At 64.6% G+C, this 20,937-nt stretch carries 18 protein-coding genes; 7 read left to right on the forward strand and 11 right to left on the reverse strand.

Translation table 11 applies throughout. The features are described 5' to 3' along the window. Window positions 1-2: 2 nt before the first annotated feature. Entirely contained in the window at window positions 3-1,319 is a 1,317-nt protein-coding gene (locus PMO31116_RS09115) for an ABC transporter ATP-binding protein (protein ID WP_145864537.1), read from the forward strand. Between the two features lie 43 nt (window positions 1,320-1,362). Here the strand turns inward: PMO31116_RS09115 and PMO31116_RS09120 are convergent, their stop codons facing one another. Continuing rightward, a complete protein-coding gene (locus tag PMO31116_RS09120) occupies window positions 1,363-2,247 on the reverse strand; it encodes an outer membrane protein (protein ID WP_150566432.1) in 885 nt (294 codons plus the stop codon). 444 nt (window positions 2,248-2,691) lie between these two features. On the opposite strand from PMO31116_RS09120, the gene PMO31116_RS23640 reads away from it, so the two are divergent. Beyond that, a complete protein-coding gene (locus PMO31116_RS23640; protein WP_174971019.1) occupies window positions 2,692-2,835 on the forward strand; it encodes a hypothetical protein in 144 nt (47 codons plus the stop codon). A gap of 138 nt (window positions 2,836-2,973) precedes the next feature. On the opposite strand, the gene PMO31116_RS09125 is transcribed toward PMO31116_RS23640, so the two are convergent. Then, window positions 2,974-3,936 (reverse strand): NAD-dependent epimerase/dehydratase family protein, encoded by a 963-nt coding sequence (locus PMO31116_RS09125; RefSeq protein WP_174971022.1) that lies wholly within the window; start codon window positions 3,934-3,936, stop codon window positions 2,974-2,976. A 2-nt stretch (window positions 3,937-3,938) separates the two neighbouring features. Then, window positions 3,939-5,156 (reverse strand): glycine C-acetyltransferase, encoded by a 1,218-nt coding sequence (kbl, locus tag PMO31116_RS09130; protein ID WP_150566434.1) that lies wholly within the window; start codon window positions 5,154-5,156, stop codon window positions 3,939-3,941. Window positions 5,157-5,419: 263 nt separating this feature from the next. Here kbl and PMO31116_RS09135 point away from each other — a divergent pair, with 263 nt between their 5' ends. Both PMO31116_RS09135 and PMO31116_RS09140 read left to right on the forward strand, forming a co-directional pair. Continuing rightward, entirely contained in the window at window positions 5,420-6,007 is a 588-nt protein-coding gene (locus tag PMO31116_RS09135; protein ID WP_023594249.1) for a helix-turn-helix domain-containing protein, read from the forward strand. 266 nt (window positions 6,008-6,273) lie between these two features. After that, window positions 6,274-7,893 carry a methyl-accepting chemotaxis protein gene (locus tag PMO31116_RS09140; RefSeq protein ID WP_150566435.1) on the forward strand — a complete coding sequence of 540 codons (1,620 nt, stop codon included), beginning with the start codon at window positions 6,274-6,276 and terminating at the stop codon, window positions 7,891-7,893. A gap of 44 nt (window positions 7,894-7,937) precedes the next feature. On the opposite strand, the gene PMO31116_RS09145 is transcribed toward PMO31116_RS09140, so the two are convergent. After that, entirely contained in the window at window positions 7,938-8,621 is a 684-nt protein-coding gene (locus tag PMO31116_RS09145) for a TetR/AcrR family transcriptional regulator (RefSeq protein WP_150566559.1), read from the reverse strand. A 236-nt stretch (window positions 8,622-8,857) separates the two neighbouring features. Here PMO31116_RS09145 and PMO31116_RS09150 point away from each other — a divergent pair, with 236 nt between their 5' ends. Both PMO31116_RS09150 and PMO31116_RS09155 read left to right on the forward strand, forming a co-directional pair. Further along, on the forward strand, window positions 8,858-10,144 hold the full coding sequence (locus PMO31116_RS09150; RefSeq protein WP_150566436.1) for an MFS transporter: 1,287 nt from the start codon (window positions 8,858-8,860) through the stop codon (window positions 10,142-10,144). A 187-nt stretch (window positions 10,145-10,331) separates the two neighbouring features. After that, complete coding sequence (locus tag PMO31116_RS09155; protein WP_150566437.1) at window positions 10,332-11,465, forward strand: alkene reductase; 1,134 nt, start codon at window positions 10,332-10,334, stop codon at window positions 11,463-11,465. Between the two features lie 64 nt (window positions 11,466-11,529). Here PMO31116_RS09155 and PMO31116_RS09160 read toward each other — a convergent pair whose 3' ends face one another. The 5 genes from PMO31116_RS09160 to PMO31116_RS09180 all read right to left on the reverse strand — a co-directional run bounded on the left by PMO31116_RS09160 (window position 11,530) and on the right by PMO31116_RS09180 (window position 16,544). Further along, a complete protein-coding gene (locus PMO31116_RS09160; RefSeq protein ID WP_150566438.1) occupies window positions 11,530-12,768 on the reverse strand; it encodes a mechanosensitive ion channel family protein in 1,239 nt (412 codons plus the stop codon). A gap of 198 nt (window positions 12,769-12,966) precedes the next feature. Then, window positions 12,967-14,166 carry an osmoprotectant ABC transporter ATP-binding protein OsmV gene (locus tag PMO31116_RS09165; RefSeq protein ID WP_150566439.1) on the reverse strand — a complete coding sequence of 400 codons (1,200 nt, stop codon included), beginning with the start codon at window positions 14,164-14,166 and terminating at the stop codon, window positions 12,967-12,969. Continuing rightward, window positions 14,163-14,810 carry an ABC transporter permease gene (locus tag PMO31116_RS09170; RefSeq protein ID WP_023594242.1) on the reverse strand — a complete coding sequence of 216 codons (648 nt, stop codon included), beginning with the start codon at window positions 14,808-14,810 and terminating at the stop codon, window positions 14,163-14,165. The genes PMO31116_RS09165 and PMO31116_RS09170 overlap by 4 nt, the downstream gene beginning before the upstream one ends. Window positions 14,811-14,844: 34 nt before the next feature. Continuing rightward, on the reverse strand, window positions 14,845-15,729 hold the full coding sequence (locus tag PMO31116_RS09175; protein ID WP_150566561.1) for a glycine betaine ABC transporter substrate-binding protein: 885 nt from the start codon (window positions 15,727-15,729) through the stop codon (window positions 14,845-14,847). An 80-nt stretch (window positions 15,730-15,809) separates the two neighbouring features. Continuing rightward, window positions 15,810-16,544 carry an ABC transporter permease gene (locus PMO31116_RS09180; RefSeq protein ID WP_174971025.1) on the reverse strand — a complete coding sequence of 245 codons (735 nt, stop codon included), beginning with the start codon at window positions 16,542-16,544 and terminating at the stop codon, window positions 15,810-15,812. An 891-nt stretch (window positions 16,545-17,435) separates the two neighbouring features. On the opposite strand from PMO31116_RS09180, the gene PMO31116_RS09185 reads away from it, so the two are divergent. Continuing rightward, window positions 17,436-18,806: a GGDEF domain-containing protein gene (locus tag PMO31116_RS09185; protein WP_150566440.1), complete on the forward strand. Its 1,371-nt coding sequence runs from the start codon at window positions 17,436-17,438 to the stop codon at window positions 18,804-18,806. A gap of 125 nt (window positions 18,807-18,931) precedes the next feature. Here the strand turns inward: PMO31116_RS09185 and PMO31116_RS09190 are convergent, their stop codons facing one another. Beyond that, the gene (locus PMO31116_RS09190) at window positions 18,932-19,351 is read right to left on the reverse strand and encodes a VOC family protein (protein WP_150566441.1); all 420 of its coding nucleotides are present in this window, start codon (window positions 19,349-19,351) and stop codon (window positions 18,932-18,934) included. Beyond that, the gene (locus tag PMO31116_RS09195) at window positions 19,351-20,892 is read right to left on the reverse strand and encodes a SpoVR family protein (protein WP_150566442.1); all 1,542 of its coding nucleotides are present in this window, start codon (window positions 20,890-20,892) and stop codon (window positions 19,351-19,353) included. Before PMO31116_RS09195 ends, PMO31116_RS09190 begins: the two co-directional genes overlap by 1 nt. Between the last annotated feature and the right edge of the window lie 45 nt (window positions 20,893-20,937).

Genomic DNA, 20,937 nt, shown 5'->3' on the forward strand with positions numbered 1-20,937 from the left:
TGATGCCGAACGATACCCATACGATTGCCGGAAAAGAGATCTTCTCGCTCGCCAACGTCAGCCGCGGTTTCCGCAAGGGCAGCGACGAGCGCCAGGTGCTCGACGGCGTGAACCTGCAACTGCACGAAGGCGAAATCGTCGGCCTGCTCGGCCGCTCCGGCTCGGGCAAGTCGACCCTGCTGCGCATCATCGCCGGCCTGATCCAGCCGAGCTCGGGCGATATCCGCTACATGGGACAGCCGCTGGAGGGCCCGCCCGAAGGGGTGGCCATGGTGTTCCAGACCTTTGCCCTGTTCCCGTGGCTGACCGTGCTGCAGAACGTGGAAGCCGGACTCGAAGCGCTGGGCGTCGAGCCCAAGGAGCGACGTCGGCGCGCGCTCGCGGCAATCGATCTGATCGGCCTGGACGGTTTCGAAAACGCGTATCCGCGCGAGCTGTCGGGCGGCATGCGCCAGCGCGTGGGTTTTGCCCGGGCCCTCGTGGTCAACCCCACGCTGCTGCTCATGGACGAGCCCTTTTCCGCTCTCGACGTGCTCACGGCGGAAACGCTGCGCACCGATCTGCTCGATCTTTGGAGCCAGCGCCAGTTGCCGATCAAGTCGATCCTGATCGTCACGCACAACATCGAGGAAGCGGTGTTCATGTGCGACCGCATTCTGGTGCTGTCATCCAATCCGGGCCGCGTGGTAGCCGAGATCAAGGTGCCGTTCGCGCACCGTCGCAACCGTCTCGACCCCGCCTTCCGCAAGATGGTGGACGACATCTACGCACTGATGACCGCGCGTCGCAACGCGCACACCACGCAGAAGATGCCGCTGGAGTTGTCCAGTCCGCTGCACGAAGTCTCGACCAACCTGATGGCCGGTCTGCTCGAAGCGCTCGCCGTGCCGCCTTACAACGGTCGCGCCGACCTGCCGGAAATCGCGCAGACGCTGCTGCTCGAAGTCGACGATCTGTTCCCCGTGGCGGAAATTCTCGATCAGCTCGGTTTCGCGGAACTCAAGGAAGGCGACATTCTGCTGACCGCCGCCGGCAAGCGGTTCGTGGACGTGAGCACACAGGAACGCAAGGTGCTGTTTGCCGAGCATCTGCTGCGCCATGTGCCGCTTGCCGCGAAGATTCGCGCGGTGTTGCAGGAGCGTCGTGGCCAACGCGCACCGCGCGTGCGCTTCGAACAGGAGCTGGAGGACTCGATGTCGGACGACCTCGCACAGGAAACGCTCGATACCGCCATCAACTGGGGGCGCTACGCCGAGATCTTCTCGTACAACGACCACACGGAAACGTTCAGTCTCGAGGACGTCGAAGGCGCGACCTGATCGCGCCGGTCGCCGCCCCCTGGGAAACGCGGACGGCTTGCGCTCAGAACGCGTAGCCAGCGCCGATCATCCAGGTCTGTGTGATCGTTCTCGAATCGGGTTCGTAGGCAGCCGTGCCCGGCGCCACCTGCGTCACGCTCGAACGGCCATACTGGAAGCGCGACCATTCGTACGAGGCGTTGATGTGGAAGTTTCGGGCCACGGCGTAGTCGAGGCCGAGCCCGGCCACGACCACGGGCTTGTTGCCCAGGCTGAACGTGTTCTGCGATCCCGCCTGCGTCATCGAGGCCCCTACCATCGCCCCGGCCCGCACATCGGCCGTCGCCACGAGCCTCGGCGTGACTTCCAGCTGCCCCATCAGCCCGCCGCCGACCACGTGGTGCCGATAGCGTTCGTAGAAGCCGTAGGGGTCACGACTGCTGTCGCGAATCCAGTCGTGATAGCTGTAACTCAGGTAAGGCACCACCTGCGCGCCCCATGTGCCGAGACGAAACGGGATCGCCTTGCCCGCCTTGAGCGTGACGTCGGTATTCGTCGAGCGCGTGGTCATCTGGTAATTCGGCTGCACGACCCGGCCGGCGAAGTCCTGCAAATAGCCACTGTAATCGACATTGCCGTGCGCCACGCGCACTGAACCGCTGAAATACAGGTTCGAGATGCCGAAAAGCTGGCGCTGGGTAGTCGCACCCAACGCGAACGCCGCGGTAGTGCCGCGTTCGGAATCGCTTTTGCCCGGTCCGATATCTTCCCGGTAATTGAGCGGTTGGGCGCCCACCCCGAGCCAGACCTGATTGTTGGCGCGCAGCATGGCTTCCTGCGCCTGAACGTGAGCCGTGCACAGACCCGCAGCGGCAATGACAATGGCGGCGCGCCGGATGGCGACTCCGCGATGGCCGCAAGCGATGGTGCGGCGCGTTTTCGGCGTCATGGCACGACCCTCCCCAGGCGTGATCTCAACGACGATCTGAAAGCGGCCTTCGTCATGGCCACCGTTTTCGTGCATTGTTTCAGCGCCTCACGCGGCACGCAAGCGGGCAAATGGGGATTCCGCGCAACCTTCGCAATTCGAGAGTCACGCCGATCGAGACATCGACCGGGGAACCCCCGTCACCGGGCCGTGGCGCCGGGCTGCGGCGGGGCGAGGCAGGCACGTTGCCCGTTCCGAAGGCTTCGTCGAAACAGCCATCGCCGTGCGGCTGACCGTGTCAAAAAGGCGACACCTATCGGTATAGATACTGATTCGCGGTCGTTTTTGTGCGGTCGCATAATCGATTCAGAACCTGCGGCAGATGCCCCGGGGGGCGCATCGACAGTTCATCGCGCAGGTTCTTTCCGCGGCGCAGACCGTGTATCAGACCCGAGAAGACGTATCATGAGCTATTACCATTCGAAAGAAGAAGGCCGTGGCCGTGCCATGAGCCTGACCCCCGCCTACCGCTGGCGTCGTCGCGCGTTTGCCGTGACCTGCGCGGTCCTCGCCGCCCTCGCCTACTACGCGGTACATCACCCGAAGTAAGCAGCACGGCAGGCCGGGCGTCTGAAAACACAAGGCGCGTACGACTCGACATCGCACGCGCCTTGCCGGGACTGTCGCGTTCGCTGTTCAGTCACCGTTTTCAGTCATCGTCTTTCCCCTTCGTTTCGCTCTCGCCCTTCAAGCTGCGTTTCCCAGGGCAGGCACGCTCCAGTCCAACGGGACATTGGCGAGCATGTCGTCGACCATGGCGTCGAGATCGTAGGCGGGCTTCCAGCCCCAGTCGTAGCGCGCATGCGTGTCGTCGAGCGTGTGCGGCCACGTCTCGGCGATCGCCTGACGGAAGTCCGGCGCGTACGTCACCTTGAAACCCGGCACCCGGCGCGCGATCGCCGCGGCCAGCGTCGCCGGATCGAAACTCACGCCCGCCACGTTATACGACGATCGCACGCGCAGCCGCGAGGCGTCGGCGTTCATCAGTTCCAGCGTGGCGCGCACGGCGTCCGGCATGTGAATCATCGGAAGCATGGCGTCTTCCTTCAGGAAGCATGTGTACGCCTCGCCACGGCGTGCGGCCTGGAAGATGTCGATGGCATAGTCGGTCGTGCCGCCGCCCGGGGGCGTCTTGTAACTGATCACCCCCGGATAGCGCAGGCTGCGCACGTCCACGCCGAACTTCGTGAAGTAGTACTCGCACAGGCGCTCGCCCGCCTGCTTGCTGATCCCGTACATCGTGGTCGGGTCCATGATGGCCAGTTGCGGTGTCTCCACCGCCGGGGTATGCGGCCCGAACGCGGCGATCGACGACGGCCAGAACACGCGCAGCTTGCGCTCGCGCGCAAGTTCGAGCACGTTGAGCAGGCCATTCATGTTGAGGGTCCATGCCTGCAACGGACGCGTTTCGCCGGTCGCCGACAGCAGCGCCGCCAGATGGAAGATCTGCGTAATGCCGAAGCGCTCGACCAGCGCCGCGAGTCGTACGGCGTCGAGCACGTCGAGCGTCTCGTAGTGGACCGCGTGACGCGACGGGCCGGGCGCGATGTCCGACGCAATCACGTTCCCCTTGCCGTACTGCGCGGCAAGGGCTTCGACGAGTTCGCTGCCGATCTGTCCGTTGGCGCCGATGATGAGGATGCGTTCCATGTTCAACCTTGTTTGAGAATGCCGAGTTCGTTGCCGGCCTGCGCGAACGCCGACAGCGCCCGCGTGAGGTGTTCTCGGGTGTGCGCCGCCGAGAGTTGAACGCGCACCCGCGCCTGTCCTTGCGGCACCACGGGATAGAAGAAACCGGTGGCAATCACACCCAGTTCGTACAACCGCTGCGCGAAGCGCTGCGCCAGCGTGGCGTCGAACAGCATGACGGGCACGATGGGGTGCGTGCCCGGCTTGATCGTGAAGCCCAGCGCCGCCACTTCCTGACGGAAAAACGCCGTGTTGGCATGCAGTTGCTCGCGTCGCGCGGACGAATGTTCCAGCTCGTCGAAGACGGCGAGCGACGTGCCGACGATCGCCGGCGCCAGGCTGTTGGAGAAGAGATACGGACGCGAGCGCTGGCGCAGCGTTTCGACCACTTCCCGACGACCGGCGGTGAAACCGCCCATGGCGCCGCCAAGCGCCTTGCCCAGTGTGCCGGTGATGATGTCGATCCTGCCGAGCACGCCATGATGCTCGTGCGTGCCGCGCCCGGTCGGCCCCATGAAGCCGGTTGCATGGCACTCGTCGATCATGATGAGCGCACCGTATTGCTCGGCCAGCGCCACGATGCGATCGAGCTGGGCGATCGTGCCGTCCATCGAGAACACGCCGTCGGTGACGATGATGCGATGGCGCGCCCCGGCCGCCGCCTGCAACTGGCGCTCCAGATCATCCATGTCGTTGTGGGCGTAACGCAACCGCTGCGCCTTGCAAAGCCGCACCCCGTCAATGATCGATGCATGGTTGAGCGCGTCGGAGATGATCGCGTCCTGCTCGTCGAAAAGCGGCTCGAAAACGCCGCCGTTCGCGTCGAACGCCGCGGCATAGAGGATCGCGTCTTCCGTCCCGAGATACGCCGCGATGCGGGCCTCGAGCGCCTTGTGCGGGCCTTGGGTGCCGCAGATGAAACGCACCGACGACAGGCCGAAGCCGAAGTCCTCCAGCGCCTTCTGCCCCGCCTTGACGAGCGTTTCGCTACCGGAAAGCCCGAGGTAGTTGTTGGCGCACAGGTTGATGCGGGTCTGCCCGTCGTCGCACATGACCTCCGGCCCCTGCCGCGACATGAGCACGCGTTCCTGCTTGAAAAGGCCCTGGCGGCGCGTGTCTTCGAGTCGTTCGGTCAGTTGCCGGTAGAAGCCTTCGCGGGCTTCCGGTTGTTGTGCGGTCATCGTGCGCATCTCCTTTGTGCGGACGGCGGCGCCGTCTTGCGGCCCCGCCCGATAGGTCGGCCGGCGTCGGGTGAGCCGGCTGCGATGTCGGTCGACAGCGCACGATCCCGCCCTGACAGGCCCACCCCGGTCCGGCGTTAACCGAACGCGTATCGGCCGTGCAGCGGGCTCTGCTACCATGACGCTATCCACCTTATCGAAAACTATACTTTATATTGAACAAGTTTCAATATATTGAAAAATTCTAATATCCCGGAATCCCGATGGCAAGTACTCCGTCCGCCGCCCTGCCGCCGAGCGCCCCGCCGCCGGTCGGCGACATGATCCAGCAGTTGCGCAAGGAGCGTGGCATGACGCTCGAGACGCTCTCCCGCGCCTCGGGGGTATCGAAGTCGATGCTCTCCCAGATCGAGCGTGACAAGGCCAATCCGACCATCGCCGTGGCGTGGCGGCTGGCCAACGCGCTGGGTGTTCGGCTCGATCAGTTGCTGGGTGCCCCGGCCGGCGATCCGGAACCGGTGCGCATCTTCGGCAAGCACGAGACACCCACGTTGGCCGGCGCGGAACAGGCCTATCAACTCAAAATCCTCGGCCCGATGGAGTTGGCCGGGAAATTCGAGTGGTATGAGCTGACCCTGCAACCCGGCGCCGCGCTCGTGTCCGAGCCGCACGATCCGGGCACGCGCGAGCATTTCACGGTCTTCGACGGCCAGATCGACATCGAGGTCGATCACATCGCGCGTCGCGCCAGGCCGGGCGAGACCGCCCGCTACCCCGCCGACCGCGCGCATGCGATCCGCAACGTGGGCAAGTCCGTCGCGCGCGGCCTGATGGTGGTCATCCACGGCTGAGCGGTTGTCGTCGCCCGGCTTTCCCGAACCGTTCATCCTCGGTTCGCCCGGTTTTCCCTTTGCTCGCTCGCGCGTCGCCCCGCGCGCGCCTCAAGTCCTTGCCCGGACTGCCGTTAGCACACGTTCGGTCAGTGTTTTCTCATCAGGGACGCTGACATTCGATCGACATTCGGCCCGAGCGAGCCAGACGACGCGTCTCGCGTGGCCGCCGCCAACGTGCAGCGAGTCCGTCACACCGAAGCGGAACCAGTGGGGAAGACGAAGTGATGCAGCAGTTGAGTTTGAAAGCGAAGTTGTGGTCTGCCGTTGCGTTGATGTGGGTCAGCCTGCTGGCCATGGCGGTCTGGGGCGCGTGGGCCCAGCGCGACACGATGCTTGCCGAGCGGCGCGAGGGGCTTACCCACGTGGTCGATGCGGGCCTGAGCCTGGTCAAGTACTACGCGGAGCGTGCGCAGCGCGGCGAAATCACCGTCGCCGAAGCCCAGAAGCTCGCGCGCGAACAGATCGGTGCCATCCGCTATGACGGCGAGAACTATTTCGGCATCCTCAACTCGCAGCGCGTCATCGTGCTCAACGCGGTCAACCCCAAGCTCGAAGGCAAGGACATGAGCCAGTTCCGAGATCCGTCGGGCAAGCTCATGTTCTCGGACATCGTCGCCGCGGCGCGCACCGACGATCCTTTCGTTACGTACCTCTGGCCGAAGCCCGGCTCGGACAAGCCCGTCGAAAAGATCAGCCGCGTGGGCGCCTATTCCCCCTGGGACTGGTACCTGACCACCGGCGTCTACGTCGACGACATCAACACGGCGTTCGTGGGGGCGTTGCTGCGCTGGGGCGTCATACTCGCCATCGTCGGTCTGGCCGTGTCGGGGATCATGCTGCTCATCATCCGCAACGTGCAGCACAGCCTGGGCGGCGAGCCGGAGTACGCCGCGGATATCGCCACGCGTATCGCCGACGGCGACCTGCTCGCTCAGGTCCGACTGCGCCAGGGCGACAGCGACAGCCTGCTGTTCGCCATGCAGCGCATGCAGGCCAACCTCCAGCAGATGATCGGACGCATCCGCAGCGGCACCCGTGCCATCACACTTTCCGCGCGGGAAATCGCCGAAGGCAACACCGACCTGTCGGCGCGCACCGAACAGCAGGCTGCCGCGCTCGAGGAGACGGCGTCGTCGATGGAGCAGCTAACCTCCACGGTGCGACAGAACGCCGACAACGCCCGTCAGGCCAGCCAGCTCGCCGAGAGTGCGTCGGCCATCGCCGTGCGCGGCGGGCATGTCGTCGATCAGGTCGTGGCCACGATGGAAGGCATCTCGCAAAGCTCGGGCAAGGTGGTCGACATCATCAGCGTGATCGACGGCATCGCTTTCCAGACGAACATTCTGGCGCTCAATGCCGCCGTGGAAGCGGCACGCGCGGGCGAACAAGGCCGGGGGTTTGCCGTGGTGGCCGGCGAAGTGCGTACGCTCGCGCAGCGCAGCGCGGCGGCGGCCAAGGAGATCAAGGAGTTGATCGAAGCGTCGAACGGCCGCGTCCAGGACGGCTCGACCCTCGTCGCCCAGGCCGGCCAGACGATGCACGACGTGGTGCAGGCCGTGCGTCGCGTCACCGACATCATGGGCGAGATTTCGGCGGCGTCCGAGGAGCAGAGCCACGGCATCGAGCAAGTCGGCCGGGCGGTCACGCAGATGGATGAGGTCACGCAGCAGAACGCTGCGCTGGTGGAGCAGGCGGCCGCGGCGGCCGCATCGATGGAAGACCAGGCGCACATGCTGGACCAGGCGGTCGCGGCCTTTCGCATGACGTCGGAGGACACCCCGACCGGCGCCGCCCCGGTTACGCGCGGCACGGCCAGCGTGGCACGGGCGCGACTCGCCGCCTGACTTTCGCCGCTCGGCCCGGGCCAGGTCCGGGCGGGGTCCGGGCTTCAGTCGTCCTGAAGCGCGCCGGCCAGCCCCGCGTCGATGATCTGCCGGGCAACCGTGGGCAAAATGCGCAGCGGCGCCGAACCCGGGCCAAATGTCTGGCTTGCCGCGTAGGCCCCCTCGAGAATCAGCGACAGCGCATCGACCAGCGGCGCCGGCCGCCGGGACCCGGCAGCGGTCACGAGCGCGGTGAAGCGCCGCACCACCTCCGCCTTGTAATTCACGACCGACTTGCGCGCCGCATGCTCGGGATCGGGAAACTCCGCGGCCACATTCACGAACGGGCACCCCCGATAGCCGCACTGGCTCGCGCGCTCGGAGAGATCCACGAAAATTTGCAGCAACTGCGCGCGCGGATCGCCCTCGTGCTTCGCGATACTCGCGTCGATCCGCGCCAGGCTGGCCGTCTGCATGTGATCGAGATACGCCAGAATGAGATCGTCCTTCGACGCGAACTGGCGATACAGACTCATCTTGTTCACGCCCGCGCGCTTGACCACGGCGTCCACCCCGACGGCACGCACCCCCTCGGTGTGGAACAGCTCGACGGCGGCGTCGAGCAGATGCTGCTGCGCAATGGGAGCGGGCGTGACATGCCGCCCCGCCTTGCCCGGACGCGGCGCTGCGCTTCGGCGTCGCGCCGGCGCCGCACTGCCCTCGCCCTTGGCGGATGCCTTGCCCGGCATGCCTGGCGTCGTCGATTTGGCCATTCGTGTGGCACTCCCTGGTCGGTGAACTGCGGCGCCGGCAAAGCCCTGCCACCGCAATGGAATACTTGACATGTTACCGATCGGTTCATAACATGGCAACCTCATGTTACCGATCTGTCACAAATGCACGAATCAACGTAGACAGTCGGGCTCCCGCAATCGTTCCCGGGCTGGCGCGCTCCGCTCGCCACCGAACGCCAAGGATTTCCGCCATGAAGGCAGCACTCGCAAGGCGCATCAACGGTCACTTCCATTACGGGTGGATCGTGGTCGGCGTGATTTTTCTCGTCCTGCTCGCGTCGGCGGGCATCCGTGCGACGCCCAGCGTGATGATGGTGCCGCTCGAACATGACTTCGGCTGGAGTCGGGCCACCGTGTCGCTCGCCATTTCGGTCAACCTTGCGCTCTACGGCCTGACCGGTCCGTTCGCCGCTGCCGCCATGCAGCGGTTCGGCATACGACCGACCGTGATGGTCGCGCTGCTGCTGCTCGCCTCCGGCACGGCGCTCTCGTCGCTGATGACCGCGCCGTGGCAGATGGTGCTGATCTGGGGCGTAATGGTCGGCGGCGGCACCGGCGTGGCTGCCATCACGTTGGCGGCGACCGTCTCGAATCGGTGGTTTCACACGCATCGTGGCCTGGCGATGGGGATTCTCACCGCCAGCTCGGCGACCGGGCAAATGGTGTTTCTGCCGATGATGGCGGCGATTACCGAACGCTACGGCTGGCGCCCGGTGGTGCTGATCGTGGCGGCGGTCGCCGCGCTGGTGCTGCCGCTCGTGGCACTGCTCGTGCCCGAGCGGCCTGGCTCGGTGGGCCTGCGCCCGGTCGGCGCACCGGAAGGCACCCCGGATGCGCCGCTCAATCAGGGCAATCCGCTCGCCCACGCACTGTCGGTATTGCGCATGGCCGCCGGCAAGCGCGACTTCTGGCTGTTGTTCTTCAGCTTCTTCATCTGCGGCGCGAGTACCAACGGGTATATCGGCACGCACTTCATCGCGATGTGCGGCGATTACGGTATCTCCGAGGTCAAGGGCGCCGGCATTCTGGCGGCCATGGGCATGCTGGATCTCGTGGGCACAACCCTGTCGGGCTGGCTCTCCGATCGCTACAACAGCCGCGTGCTGCTCTTCTGGTATTACGGGCTTCGCGGCCTGTCCCTGATCTACCTGCCGTACGCCTTCGGATTCGACTTCTTCGGCCTGCCCCTCTTCGCGCTGTTCTACGGACTGGACTGGATTGCCACGGTGCCACCCACAGTGCGCCTCACGACCGACGTGTTCGGCAAAACGATGGCGCCGATCGTGTTCGGCTGGATCGTGGCCGGGCACCAGCTCGGTGCGGCAACGGCGGCCCTGGTGGCCGGCTCGCTGCGCGCCACGCTCGGCAACTACACCATGGCGTCGATGCTCTCGGGCGGCGTGTGTATCGTTGGCGCGTTCATGGTGCTGCGCATCGCCCGCCGCGCCCCCGTCAACCCGGCGCCGATCGGCGCCTGAGCCACCATGACGATATCCGGATTCCGCCTCGCCCCGGCGCGGTCCGGCGCCGCCGAGGCGCGAATCGTCGGCCGGCGGCCAGTGCAGCGCGCCACGATGACGCCGTCTGCAAGGCCGTCGGATTTCCCGTAACCTGTGCAGGTTTTGTGCAGCACAGCATCCCCCCACTTTCACAGGACCTTCAGCAATGACGGACTCACAACATGCACCTACGGGCGCGCTCGCCGCGCTGGATACGGACCTCTTTTCGCCGTACACGCTCGGCCCGCTCGAGCTGAGCAATCGCATCGTCATGGCGCCGCTCACGCGCAGCCGCGCCGGCGCGGGCGACGTGCCAGGACCGATGGTCGCCGAATACTACGCACAACGTGCCTCGGCGGGACTCATCATCAGCGAAGCCACCAACATCTCGCAGCAAGGCAAGGGCTACGCTTACACGCCCGGCATCTACACGGAAGCTCAGATCGCCGGCTGGAAACAGGTGACGGACGCACTGCACGCCAAGGGCGGCAAGATTTTCTGCCAGTTGTGGCACGTGGGACGCATCTCGCATCCGTCCCTGCAGCCGGGCGGCGCACTGCCCGTCGCGCCCTCGGCAGTGCAGCCCGCAGGCAAGGCGTTCACGGAGAGCGGCTTCCAGCCGCACCCGACGCCGCGCGCACTGGAGACCGACGAGATTCCGGGCATCATCGAACAATACCGGCATGCCGCCGAATGCGCGAAGCGCGCCGGGTTCGATGGGGTGGAAATTCACGCGGCGAACGGCTACCTGCTCGATCAGTTCATGCGCGACAAGACGAACCATCGCACCGATCAGTACGGTGGCAGCATCGAGAACCGCGTGCGCCTGACGCTGGAAGTCACGCAGGCCGTGGTCGATGTGTGGGGCGCGGATCGCGTGGGGATTCGTCTCTCGCCGGTCAGCCCGGCGAACGACTGCGGCGACAGCGATCCCGAGCCGGTGTTCACCTATGCGGTCGAGCAGCTCAACCGCTTCGGCCTGGTGTACCTGCACGTGGTAGAAGGCGCGACGGGCGGCCCGCGCGAGGTGGAGAACGGTTTCGATCTGCAGAAGCTGCGCCGGCGCTTCAAGGGCGCGTTCATGGCGAACAACGGCTACGACCTCGCGCTCGCGCTCAAGGCGCGCAAGGAAAACCTTGCGGATCTGATCGCGTTCGGCAAGCCGTTCATCGCGAACCCGGATCTGGTCGAACGGCTCAAGCGCGGCGGCCCGTTCAATGCGCTGGATCGCGACACGCTCTACGGCGGCGACGCGCGTGGCTACGTCGACTATCCGACGCTCGACGAATCTGCGGCATAACGGGGTAAGCGTGTAACCGCTATGCCGCGCAGGCGTCGGCAACGCACCGCCGACGCCGCGCCGCTCACGCCGCGCGCTGCGCCTGCCAGCGCGCGAAATCGGCACCGGCCGGGTTCTGGTACATGCGAAGGCCGAACTCCGGCAGGATCGCGAGCAGGTGATCGAACACGTCGCCCTGAACGCGTTCGTACTCTGCCCAGACCGTCGTGTTCGTGAAGCAGTACAGTTCGACGGGGATGCCCGTCGACGACGGTTCCAGCGAGCGCACCATGCAGGTCATGCCCTCGTGGATGTTCGGGTGCGCCTTCAGATAGGCCAGCGCATACGCACGGAACGTCCCGATATTCGTCAACCGACGCGTATTTGCCGGCACACCCGCGGCCACGCCCAGCGCAGCGTTCGCGTCGGCGATCGAGCGACGCTTTTCGATCAGGTACGGCTCGAGCAGATGCAGCCGGGACAGCCGCGCGATCTCCGCTTCGTCGAGAAATCCGACGCTGCCGGCGTCGATGCACAGTGTCCGCTTGATGCGACGGCCGCCCGCCTGCTGCATCCCACGCCAGTTCCGGAAGCTCTCGGAAATCAGACGCCACGTCGGAATCGTGGTGATCGTCTTGTCCCAGTTCTGCACTTTCACCGTATGCAGCGCGATGTCGACCACGTCGCCGTCCGCGCCGACCTGCGGCATCTCGATCCAGTCGCCTACGCGCAGCATGTCGTTCGACGTGAGCTGCACGCTCGCCACGAATGACATGATCGTGTCCTTGAACACCAGCAGCAGCACCGCCGACATCGCGCCCAGGCCAGAGAGCAGCAGCCACGGCGAGCGGTCGATGACCGTGGCCACGATGGCGATTGCCGCCACCACGTACAGCGCGATCTTGCCTAGCTGCACGTACCCCTTGATCGAGCGTGTGCGCGCATGTTCCGACAGGGCATAGACCGTTTGCGCGGCATCGAGGGCTCCGGCAATGGTCAGTGTCGCGTAGAGCAGCGTGGTGGCCAGCGCAATATTGCTGATGAGCAGGACAGCCTTGGGCGGCAGATCCGGGACCCACGCAATCCCGAACTGGATCACGAGGTACGGGAGGATGTGCGCCGCCCGCTGGAACACGCGGTGAGCGAGCAATGCATCGTCCCAGCGATTGGCCGTGCGCTGAACCACGAGTCGCACGACGCGCACGATCAGGTACTGCGCCAGGGCCTGCACGAGCAACGCCACCACGAGCAGTATCGTCAACGCCACCGCCAGCCGCGCCCACGGTGCGTTATCTAGCCACGCCAACATTCCTTCCCACGTCATTCCAGTACTCCTTGCCACCGCCCGCCCGAGCGGGCGGGCAAACGCAAAATGACGGCCGCATCGGGCCGTCATTCACAAACCTGCCGACGAGCCCCCGGACACCTTGCCGGGCGCATCGCCGGTACATCCATCCCTCTCGTTGCCGAATCCTGCAACCGGCAACGGGCGCTTCATCGGTCCTTCATCGAGGGCGCCAGCTTACACCGACGCACCGAACGGTACGCTGGCGATCACGTTCGGCGCGCCCGGCAGCGACGGGGGCGTGATCGTGCCGCCGCCATTGCCGCGCGACTTGCCGGAACTCAGGTAGTCCGCAATGGAGTCCTGCGTCACCTCGCCGAGGTACTGATTATCGTCGCCGAGCACCGGCAGCGATGCCAGATTGTGCTCATACATGCGCGAGAGCAACACGCGCAGGTTGTCGTTGGCCACGGCCGAAGCCTTGAAGTCGCGCACCCGCTCGCCGCACGTGCCCTGTGCGTGACGCGTATCCCTGCGAGCAACGTAACCCAGCGCACGCGCATTCTCGTCCACCACGACCAGCGAGCGCGTATCGAGTTCGTCCATCATGCCGTAGGCTTCCGACAGCGGGGTCTGCGGCTTGACAGTCGGCTGCGGCGTGGCGGCATCTTCCGCTCGCACCAGCAGCAGGCGCTTGAGAATTCGGTCATGTCCCACGAAGCTCGCGACGAACTCGTCGACCGGACGGGCCAGCAACGCGTCAGGTTGCGCGAATTGCACCAGGCGTCCCTGGCGGAAGATCGCGATGCGATCGGCCAGCTTGATCGCCTCGTCGATATCGTGGCTGACCATGATGACGGTCTTGCCCAACTGCCGCTGCATCTGCAGGAACTCGTTCTGGATCGACTCGCGGTTGATCGGGTCGACGGCGCCGAACGGCTCGTCCATCAGCAACACGGGCGGATCGGCGGCAAGCGCGCGAATCACGCCGATCCGCTGCTGCTGACCGCCGGAGAGCTCGCGCGGATAGCGCGACAGATAGCGTTTCGGATCGAGCGCGACCATGCCCATGAGTTCCGTCGCGCGCTCGCGACAGCGCTTCTTGTCCCAGCCGAGCAGACGCGGCACGACGGTGATGTTCTCTTCGATGGTCATGTTCGGGAACAGACCGATCTGCTGAATCACGTAGCCGATGTGGCGGCGCAACTCGATTTCGTTGATGTTGCCGGTGTCTTCGCCGTTGAGCAGAATGCGCCCGGAGGTCGGCTTGATCAGCCGGTTGATCATCTTGAGCGTGGTCGTCTTGCCGCAGCCCGACGGGCCGAGGAAGACGCAGATCTCGCCCGGCGGCACCTCGAGGCTGACCGAATTCACGGCCGTGACGGGCGTACCGTCCTTCTGGACGAAGCTTTTGGTGAGATTGTCGAGTGTAATCATACGGTTCGGATTCCTTTCGGTGTCAGCACGCGCTGCAGGCGGTGCAACAAGGTGTCGGCGACGATGGCGAGCAGACTCACCATGACCGCACCCACGACAAGCTGTCGGGTATCGCTCTGGCTGATCCCCTGGGTGATCAACACCCCGAGACCGCCGGCCCCGACGATGGCGCCGATGGCCATCACGCCGATATTCATCACGACGGCGGTGCGTACGCCGCCCAGTACCACCGGTACGGCCAGCGGCAGTTCGACCAGACGCAGGCGCTGCCAGAACGTCATGCCGATGCCGATGCCCGCTTCGCGGATGCTCGGCTCGATCTGGCGCAGCGCGAGGCTCGTGTTACGCATGATCGGCAGCAGCGAATACAGGAAGACGGCCGCCACCGCCGGCGCCGGCCCGATGCCCATGCCGTAGACCGACAGTGCGGGGATCATCAGCCCGAACAAGGCAATCGAGGGAATGGTCAGCACGACCGTCGCCAGCCCGAGCACCAGGCCCGAGAGCCAGCGAAAGCGCGTGACCAGCACGCCCAGCGGCACGCCGACCACGATGGCCGCGCCTACCGAAGCGGCCACCAGCCACGCATGCTGCCCCGTGAGGGTCAGGATGCGGTGCCAGTTATGTGTCAGAAATTCAATCATGGGACTCCTCAGTCATTGCGCATGCGGTGCGGCATTACTGCACCAGGCCTTCCTGCTTGAGGAAGTCGCTTGCCACACGCGACACGGCCTGATGGTCGATGTCCACCTTCGCGTTCATGTCGCGCATGTTCTCGTCGTTGATCTTCGCGGACAGCGCGTTGAGCTCGTCGGCGAGTTTTGGGTTGGCGTCGAGCACTTCCTGGCGCACGACGGGCGTGGCGGCGTAAGCCGGGAAAAAGCCCTTGTCGTCGGCCAGCACCTTCAGATCGAACCCTTTGTTACGTCCGTCGCTGGTATAAACGAGGCCCGCGTCGATCTGCTCGTTCTTCAGCGCCGTGTAGACCAGGCCCGGATCCATCTGCTTGATGTTGCGACGCTCGAGATGGAAGCCGTACAGCTTTTCCATCGGCTCCAGTCCGTCGGAGCGGCCGACGAACTCCATGTCGAACGCAAACTGCATCTTCGGGTCGGCGCGGAATCTCTCAACGAGCTGCGACACCGTCTCCACGCCTTCCTCACGCGCGATCTTGCCCGGCATCGCGAATGCGTAAGTGTTGTTCAGCGTGGATGGATTGAGCCAGACGAGACCGATCTTGCCGTCGAGCGCCTTCACGCGTTCATACGTTTGTTGCGGGTCAAGCTTCTCGGTGACCTTGTTGTAGACGATCAGCGACGTGCCCGTGTATTCCCAGACGATATCCAGCTGATGGCTCTCCATGCCCTGGCGCATGACCACGCTGCCCAGGCCGTTCTTGAGTTCGACGTCGTACCCCTTGCTGCGCAGGTACTGGGCCGTCATCTCCGAGAGAATCAATTGCTCGGTGAAGTTCTTGCCGCCGATGGTCAGCGTGGCGGCGCCGGCGGCCGCGCTCGCGACCATGACGCCGAGCGCGACACAGGCCATGCCCAGGCGGCGCATCCAGCGCGAGCGCAAACGCGAGAGGGCGCCCGTGCACACTTGAGAATTCGACTGTTGCATAGGTGTGGGTCTCCTTTGTCTCAGCGCGCGGGCGCGCCGTGACGTGCGAACCAGAGGCCACTCGCGAAGGCGACGATGCCGTCGAGCACAAGCGCGAGCAAGGCGGTCCCGGCAGCGCCGAGGAGCAACTTGGTCTGGTCGTTCAGATAGATGCCCGGGAAGATCAGTTGTCCCAGACTGTCCGCGCCGATCAGGAAAGCGAGCGGCGCGGTGCCGACGTTGATCGCGAGCGCGGTGCGAATGCCGCCGACGATGACCGGCATGGCGTTGGGCAAGTCGACGCGAAACAGCACCTGGGCGGGAGTCATGCCCATGCCGCGCGCCGATTCCCGCAAGGCGGGCGGCACCTGCCGCAGCCCTTCGTACGCGTTGCGCACGATGGGCAGCAGCGAGGCCAGCCACAACGCCAGAATGGCGGGGCGATCGCCGATGCCCAGCACCGCCATCGACAGCGCCAGGACGGCGAGCGAGGGCAGCGTATTGCCGATGTTGAAAATCTGCACGGCGCGTTCGGCGTGCTTCTCGAACATCGGCCTCGAGATCAAAACGCCTGCCGGCACGCCGACGAGGATGGCCATCGCCATCGAGATCGCCACGAGCTTCAGGTGCTGTTGGGTGTAGTACACCAGGTCGCCCCGGTATTTGACGAGCGCGTCGACGCCCAGCCAATACACCAGACCGGCGACTGCGGCGACGATACCGAGCAGTCCGAAGCCGGCCAGATAGAGAATGCGATACTGCTTCGCCACGTTCATGCTCCCTTTGAATGGGTTGGCAGCGCTGGCGCGGGGCAATAGCAATCGCCCCGCGTGACAACGCGGTCAAACAAGCATGACAACTGTTAGCTGCCTTGCGAATTGTGAAGTGTTCGCTCCGAAGGTCTGTGAAAGACGACGGTGACGAACCAGGCGTCGCGGATGCGACATGAGAGACAAGCTTTCGACGCCGTGGGCGCCTGGGCCTCTCGATGCACGCTTATTGAAAGCGCGCGAATGTTTTACTGCTCAAGCTCATTGCGGGATGGAACGGGTCGCCGGCGCAACGAGGAACACCGGCAACGCTTTTGTTTCTATTGACCAATCTCGGCGATTGGCTTTTTTTATTCTAGTACAGATAGTGCGTCGATGCCAACCCGTAGCACGCTTTTCGTGAGGGATCCGGTGCATTTACACACGCTTACATGCCTCATTTCCCCATATGAATCGGATGCCGAATTAATTGCACACGCTCGAATCCCCCGTGATATCAGGCCTCGGGCGGTTCGATGCGTGGCGACATGCATGCGTCCCGAAATCTTCGATTTCAATGTTCCGCACAGCGGTCCGTCGTGCCGCAGCGATTTATTTTCCGACGCGGCGCCGGCGCGCTCCCGAGGGGTTCCGGGAGGCCCCGGAATGCTTCGAAATCCGCATGGTCACAAGGCCGAAACGGGCGCCGGGCGTCCTCCGTTCGAAACGGATGCGGACGCCGAAAAACTCGTGTATTCTCCGAGGTTTATCTTAGTTTTCAACTATTTAGCGTGTATCGGGGAAACGCGGCGGTAACGTGAGGCAACGACCTTGCGGCCAGTCGCGGCACGCGGGTTGAAGGCAGGGGACACGCGATCGTGCGCGAGGCACGAGGTCGTTGAGTGGCGAATAACAATTATGAAAAGTACCATCAGCCGTACCGAACAGGGCAATCGCGTTGCCGCGACCACGATTCTGGTCGCGTGCGCCGCACTGACCCTCGCGGGGTTTCTCACGCGTGCGCTCGAAGGCACGGTGAATCCGCTGCTGACCTTCTTCCTCGTCTCGGCCGGCGGCATTCTCAATCTGTCGACGGCGTGCCTGCTCGGCGTCCAGTATCTCTACAACGGCAAGCGCTACTTCGCGCAATTCGGGTGCGCGTTTTTGCTGCGCGGCCTGTTCATGTTCACCGAAGGCGTGCTGCTGGCGAACCAGCTCGCGGGCATCGCCACACATGTCACGCGCGCGCCTTTCTGGCTATGGTGGATGGCCGAAGCCAGCTTCGCGGCTTACGTCATGCTCAGCGTGCGAAGCTACTCGCGCACCCGTGGCGATCCGCATACGCGCCCCGGCTACACGGAAGCGGCGCGTTATGGCGCGACGGTCCTCGTCATCTGGATGGTGGTGTCGTTCTCGCTCGTCGGCGCCGGACGCATGCTGGTCGCGCCGCATCTGGCCGCTGGCATCGACGTCGAAACGCTGGCGCTCGGCGCGCTCTTCGTCGCGTATGTGGCCCTGTGGTGGCGCGTGGCGGCGGTCACACGGCTGTCGCACAAGCTTTTCCTGCTCGTGTGGGTCGTCGTCACCATTTCGTTGTGCCAGTTGCTGCTCTCGCTGACGGCGCCGAGCGAGGCGTCGTATCAATGGTATGCCGCGCGTTTGCTCGCGCTGGCGTCTCCCGGCGTTGCCACGCTCGCGCTCGTGTGGGAAATCACGCGTCAGTATCAGTCGCTCGCGCTCACCAATACCGATCTCGTCGAGAAGGTCTTCATTGATCCGCTGACACACATCTACAACCGTCGTTACTTCGACAACCGCATTCGGCTGGTTGCCGAGCGTGTGCAACAACGTGCCATCCCCCTGTCCGTGCTGCTGATCGACATCGATTTCTTCAAGCAGGTGAACGACCGCTACGGGCACCCGTTCGGCGACGCTGTCCTGCAGCGCATCGCCACCACGATTCAGCATTGCATCCGGCTGCCGAGCGATTTCGTGGTGCGACTTGGCGGAGAGGAATTCGCGGTGGTCCTGCCGGAAATCGATCAGCACGCGGCGCTGCGCGTCGCCGACCGGATTCGCGAGTCGGTCAAGCGGGCGAGCACCGACCTGCTTCCCGCCAAGGCCCGTGACGAGGGCGAGGCGATTACCATCAGCGTGGGCATCGCGACATGGCAGCCGGGCGAACCGCTCGTCATCAGCGCCATGCTCGAGCAGGCCGACAAGGCGCTCTACCAGGCCAAGCACAAGGGTCGCGATCAAAGCGTGTTGGGCCAGCGCATGGCGGCTTAGCAGGCGCGGTGGCAACCGGCGCAACCCGTGCATGAGACGCGTGGGGATGTTAAGGCGCGCTACGCCGCGAATCTCTCGTCAGGTCGTGCGAAGCGCATCGCCTGCGAGGGGATGGCGCCAGAGCATCAGCCCCGGTGAGGCGACGGCGGCCCCTTGAGTTCGACGACATTGCCGTCAGGATCGCTGAGGTAGCACGACGGGCCCTCCCCGTGCGCGCCATAGCGCTGCGCCACCTCCCCCAGCGTCACCCCGTGCGAGGCGAGCCCACGGCGGATCGCGTCGGCATCGAACGGCTCGACACGCAAACAGAAGTGATCGAGATTGCGCCCCTCCGGCCCCGGCGCCGCGCCGCCCTGACGTCCGATCGCGCCGCTCACGTCGACCAGATCGATCAGCGCGTCGCCGGCGCGCAGTTGCACCAGGCCGATGTCGGATTGCACTTTCTCGCGCGTGCATCCGAGCACGTGGACGTAGAAATGCTCGAGGCGGGCGACGTCGTTCGTGCGCAGCACCACGTGATCGAGCGCGACAAACGGAATCTTCATCACGCGCTCAGTGCATAGCGCCGCCGCTTCTCGACCTTGGTCTCGTGCGTCATTTCGCTGCGGCCATCCTCGAAAACCGTCTCGAGGCGTACGGTGAAGCCCCACAGTCGTGCCACGTGCTTGAGCACTTCCTCGAAACCGTCGTCAAGCGGACGGCGATCGCTCTGCACGTGGCGCAGCGTGAGCGAACGGTCGCCGTGCAGATCGACATGAGCCACCTGAATGTTCGGCTCGAGCTGGCTCAGGTTGTACTGCTGCGCGAGCATCTCGCGAATCTCGCGATACCCCGAATCGTTGTGGATGGCCGTCACGCGCAAGCGACTGTCGCGATCGTCGTCAAGCACCGAGAAGAGCTTCAGGTCACGGATGACCTTCGGCGAGAGGAATTGCTGGATGAAGCTCTCGTCCTTGAAGTTGCGCATGGCGAAATCGAGCGTGGTGAGCCAGTCGCTGCCTGCGATGTCCGGCGCCCAGCGCCGATCCTCGTCAGTCGGCGCCTCGCACATGCGGCGGATGTCCTGGAACATCGCAAAGCCCAGCGCATACGGGTTGAGCCCGCTGTAGTACGGACTGTCGAAGGACGGCTGATACACCACGTTCGTATGCGCGTGCAGGAACTCCATCATGAAGGCGTCGTTGACGAGCTTCTCCTTGTAGAGCTGCTGGAGAATCGTGTAATGCCAGAACGTCGCCCAGCCTTCGTTCATCACCTTGGTCTGGCGCTGCGGATAGAAATACTGCGCGAGCTTGCGCACGATGCGCACGATCTCACGCTGCCAGGGGGCGAGCTTCGGGGCGTTCTTCTCGAAGAAGTACAGCAGGTTCTCCTGCGGCTCCCCGGGGAACGGCGGATCCTCCGACTCGGTGGGATCGAGGCCGTCGTCGTCGTCATCGTGAAGCGCATGGTTCGGCAGCGTGCGCCACAGGTCGTTGATCTGCATTTGCAGATAGTTTTCGCGCTCCTTCTGGCGCGCCTGCTCCTGGGCGAGCGACAGCCGCTTCGGCCGTTTGTACCGGTCCACGCCATAATTCATGAGCGCGTGACAGGAGTCGAGCAGCAACTCCACCGATTGCTCGCCGTAGCGCTGCTCGCACTCCGTGATGTAGTTGCGCGCGAACAGCAGGTAATCGACGATCGCGTCGGCGCTGGTCCACGTGCGGAACAGGTAATTTCCCTTGAAGAACGAGTTGTGACCGTAGCTGGCGTGCGCGATGGTGAGCGCCTGCATGGTCATGCTGTTCTCCTCCATCAGATACGCGATGCAGGGGTTGGAGTTGATGACGATCTCGTAGGCGAGCCCCATCTGTCCGCGCTTGTAGCCACGCTCGGACGACAGGAAGTGCTTGCCGTAGGACCAATGGTGATAGCCGATGGGCAGGCCTACGGTCGCGTACGCGTCGAGCATCTGCTCGGCGGTGATGATCTCGATCTGATTGGGGTACGTATCGAGTTTGAAATCCCTCGCGATGCGCGCGATCTCGTGCTCGTAGCGCTGAATCAGCTCGAACGTCCATTCCGATCCGGTGGATATATACGCCATGATGCGTCCTCGTTGCCCGCATTGCGTCGTCGACGCGGCGACCGC

The sequence above is a fragment of the Pandoraea morbifera genome (assembly GCF_902459575.1).
GTDB classification, from domain to species: domain Bacteria; phylum Pseudomonadota; class Gammaproteobacteria; order Burkholderiales; family Burkholderiaceae; genus Pandoraea; species Pandoraea morbifera.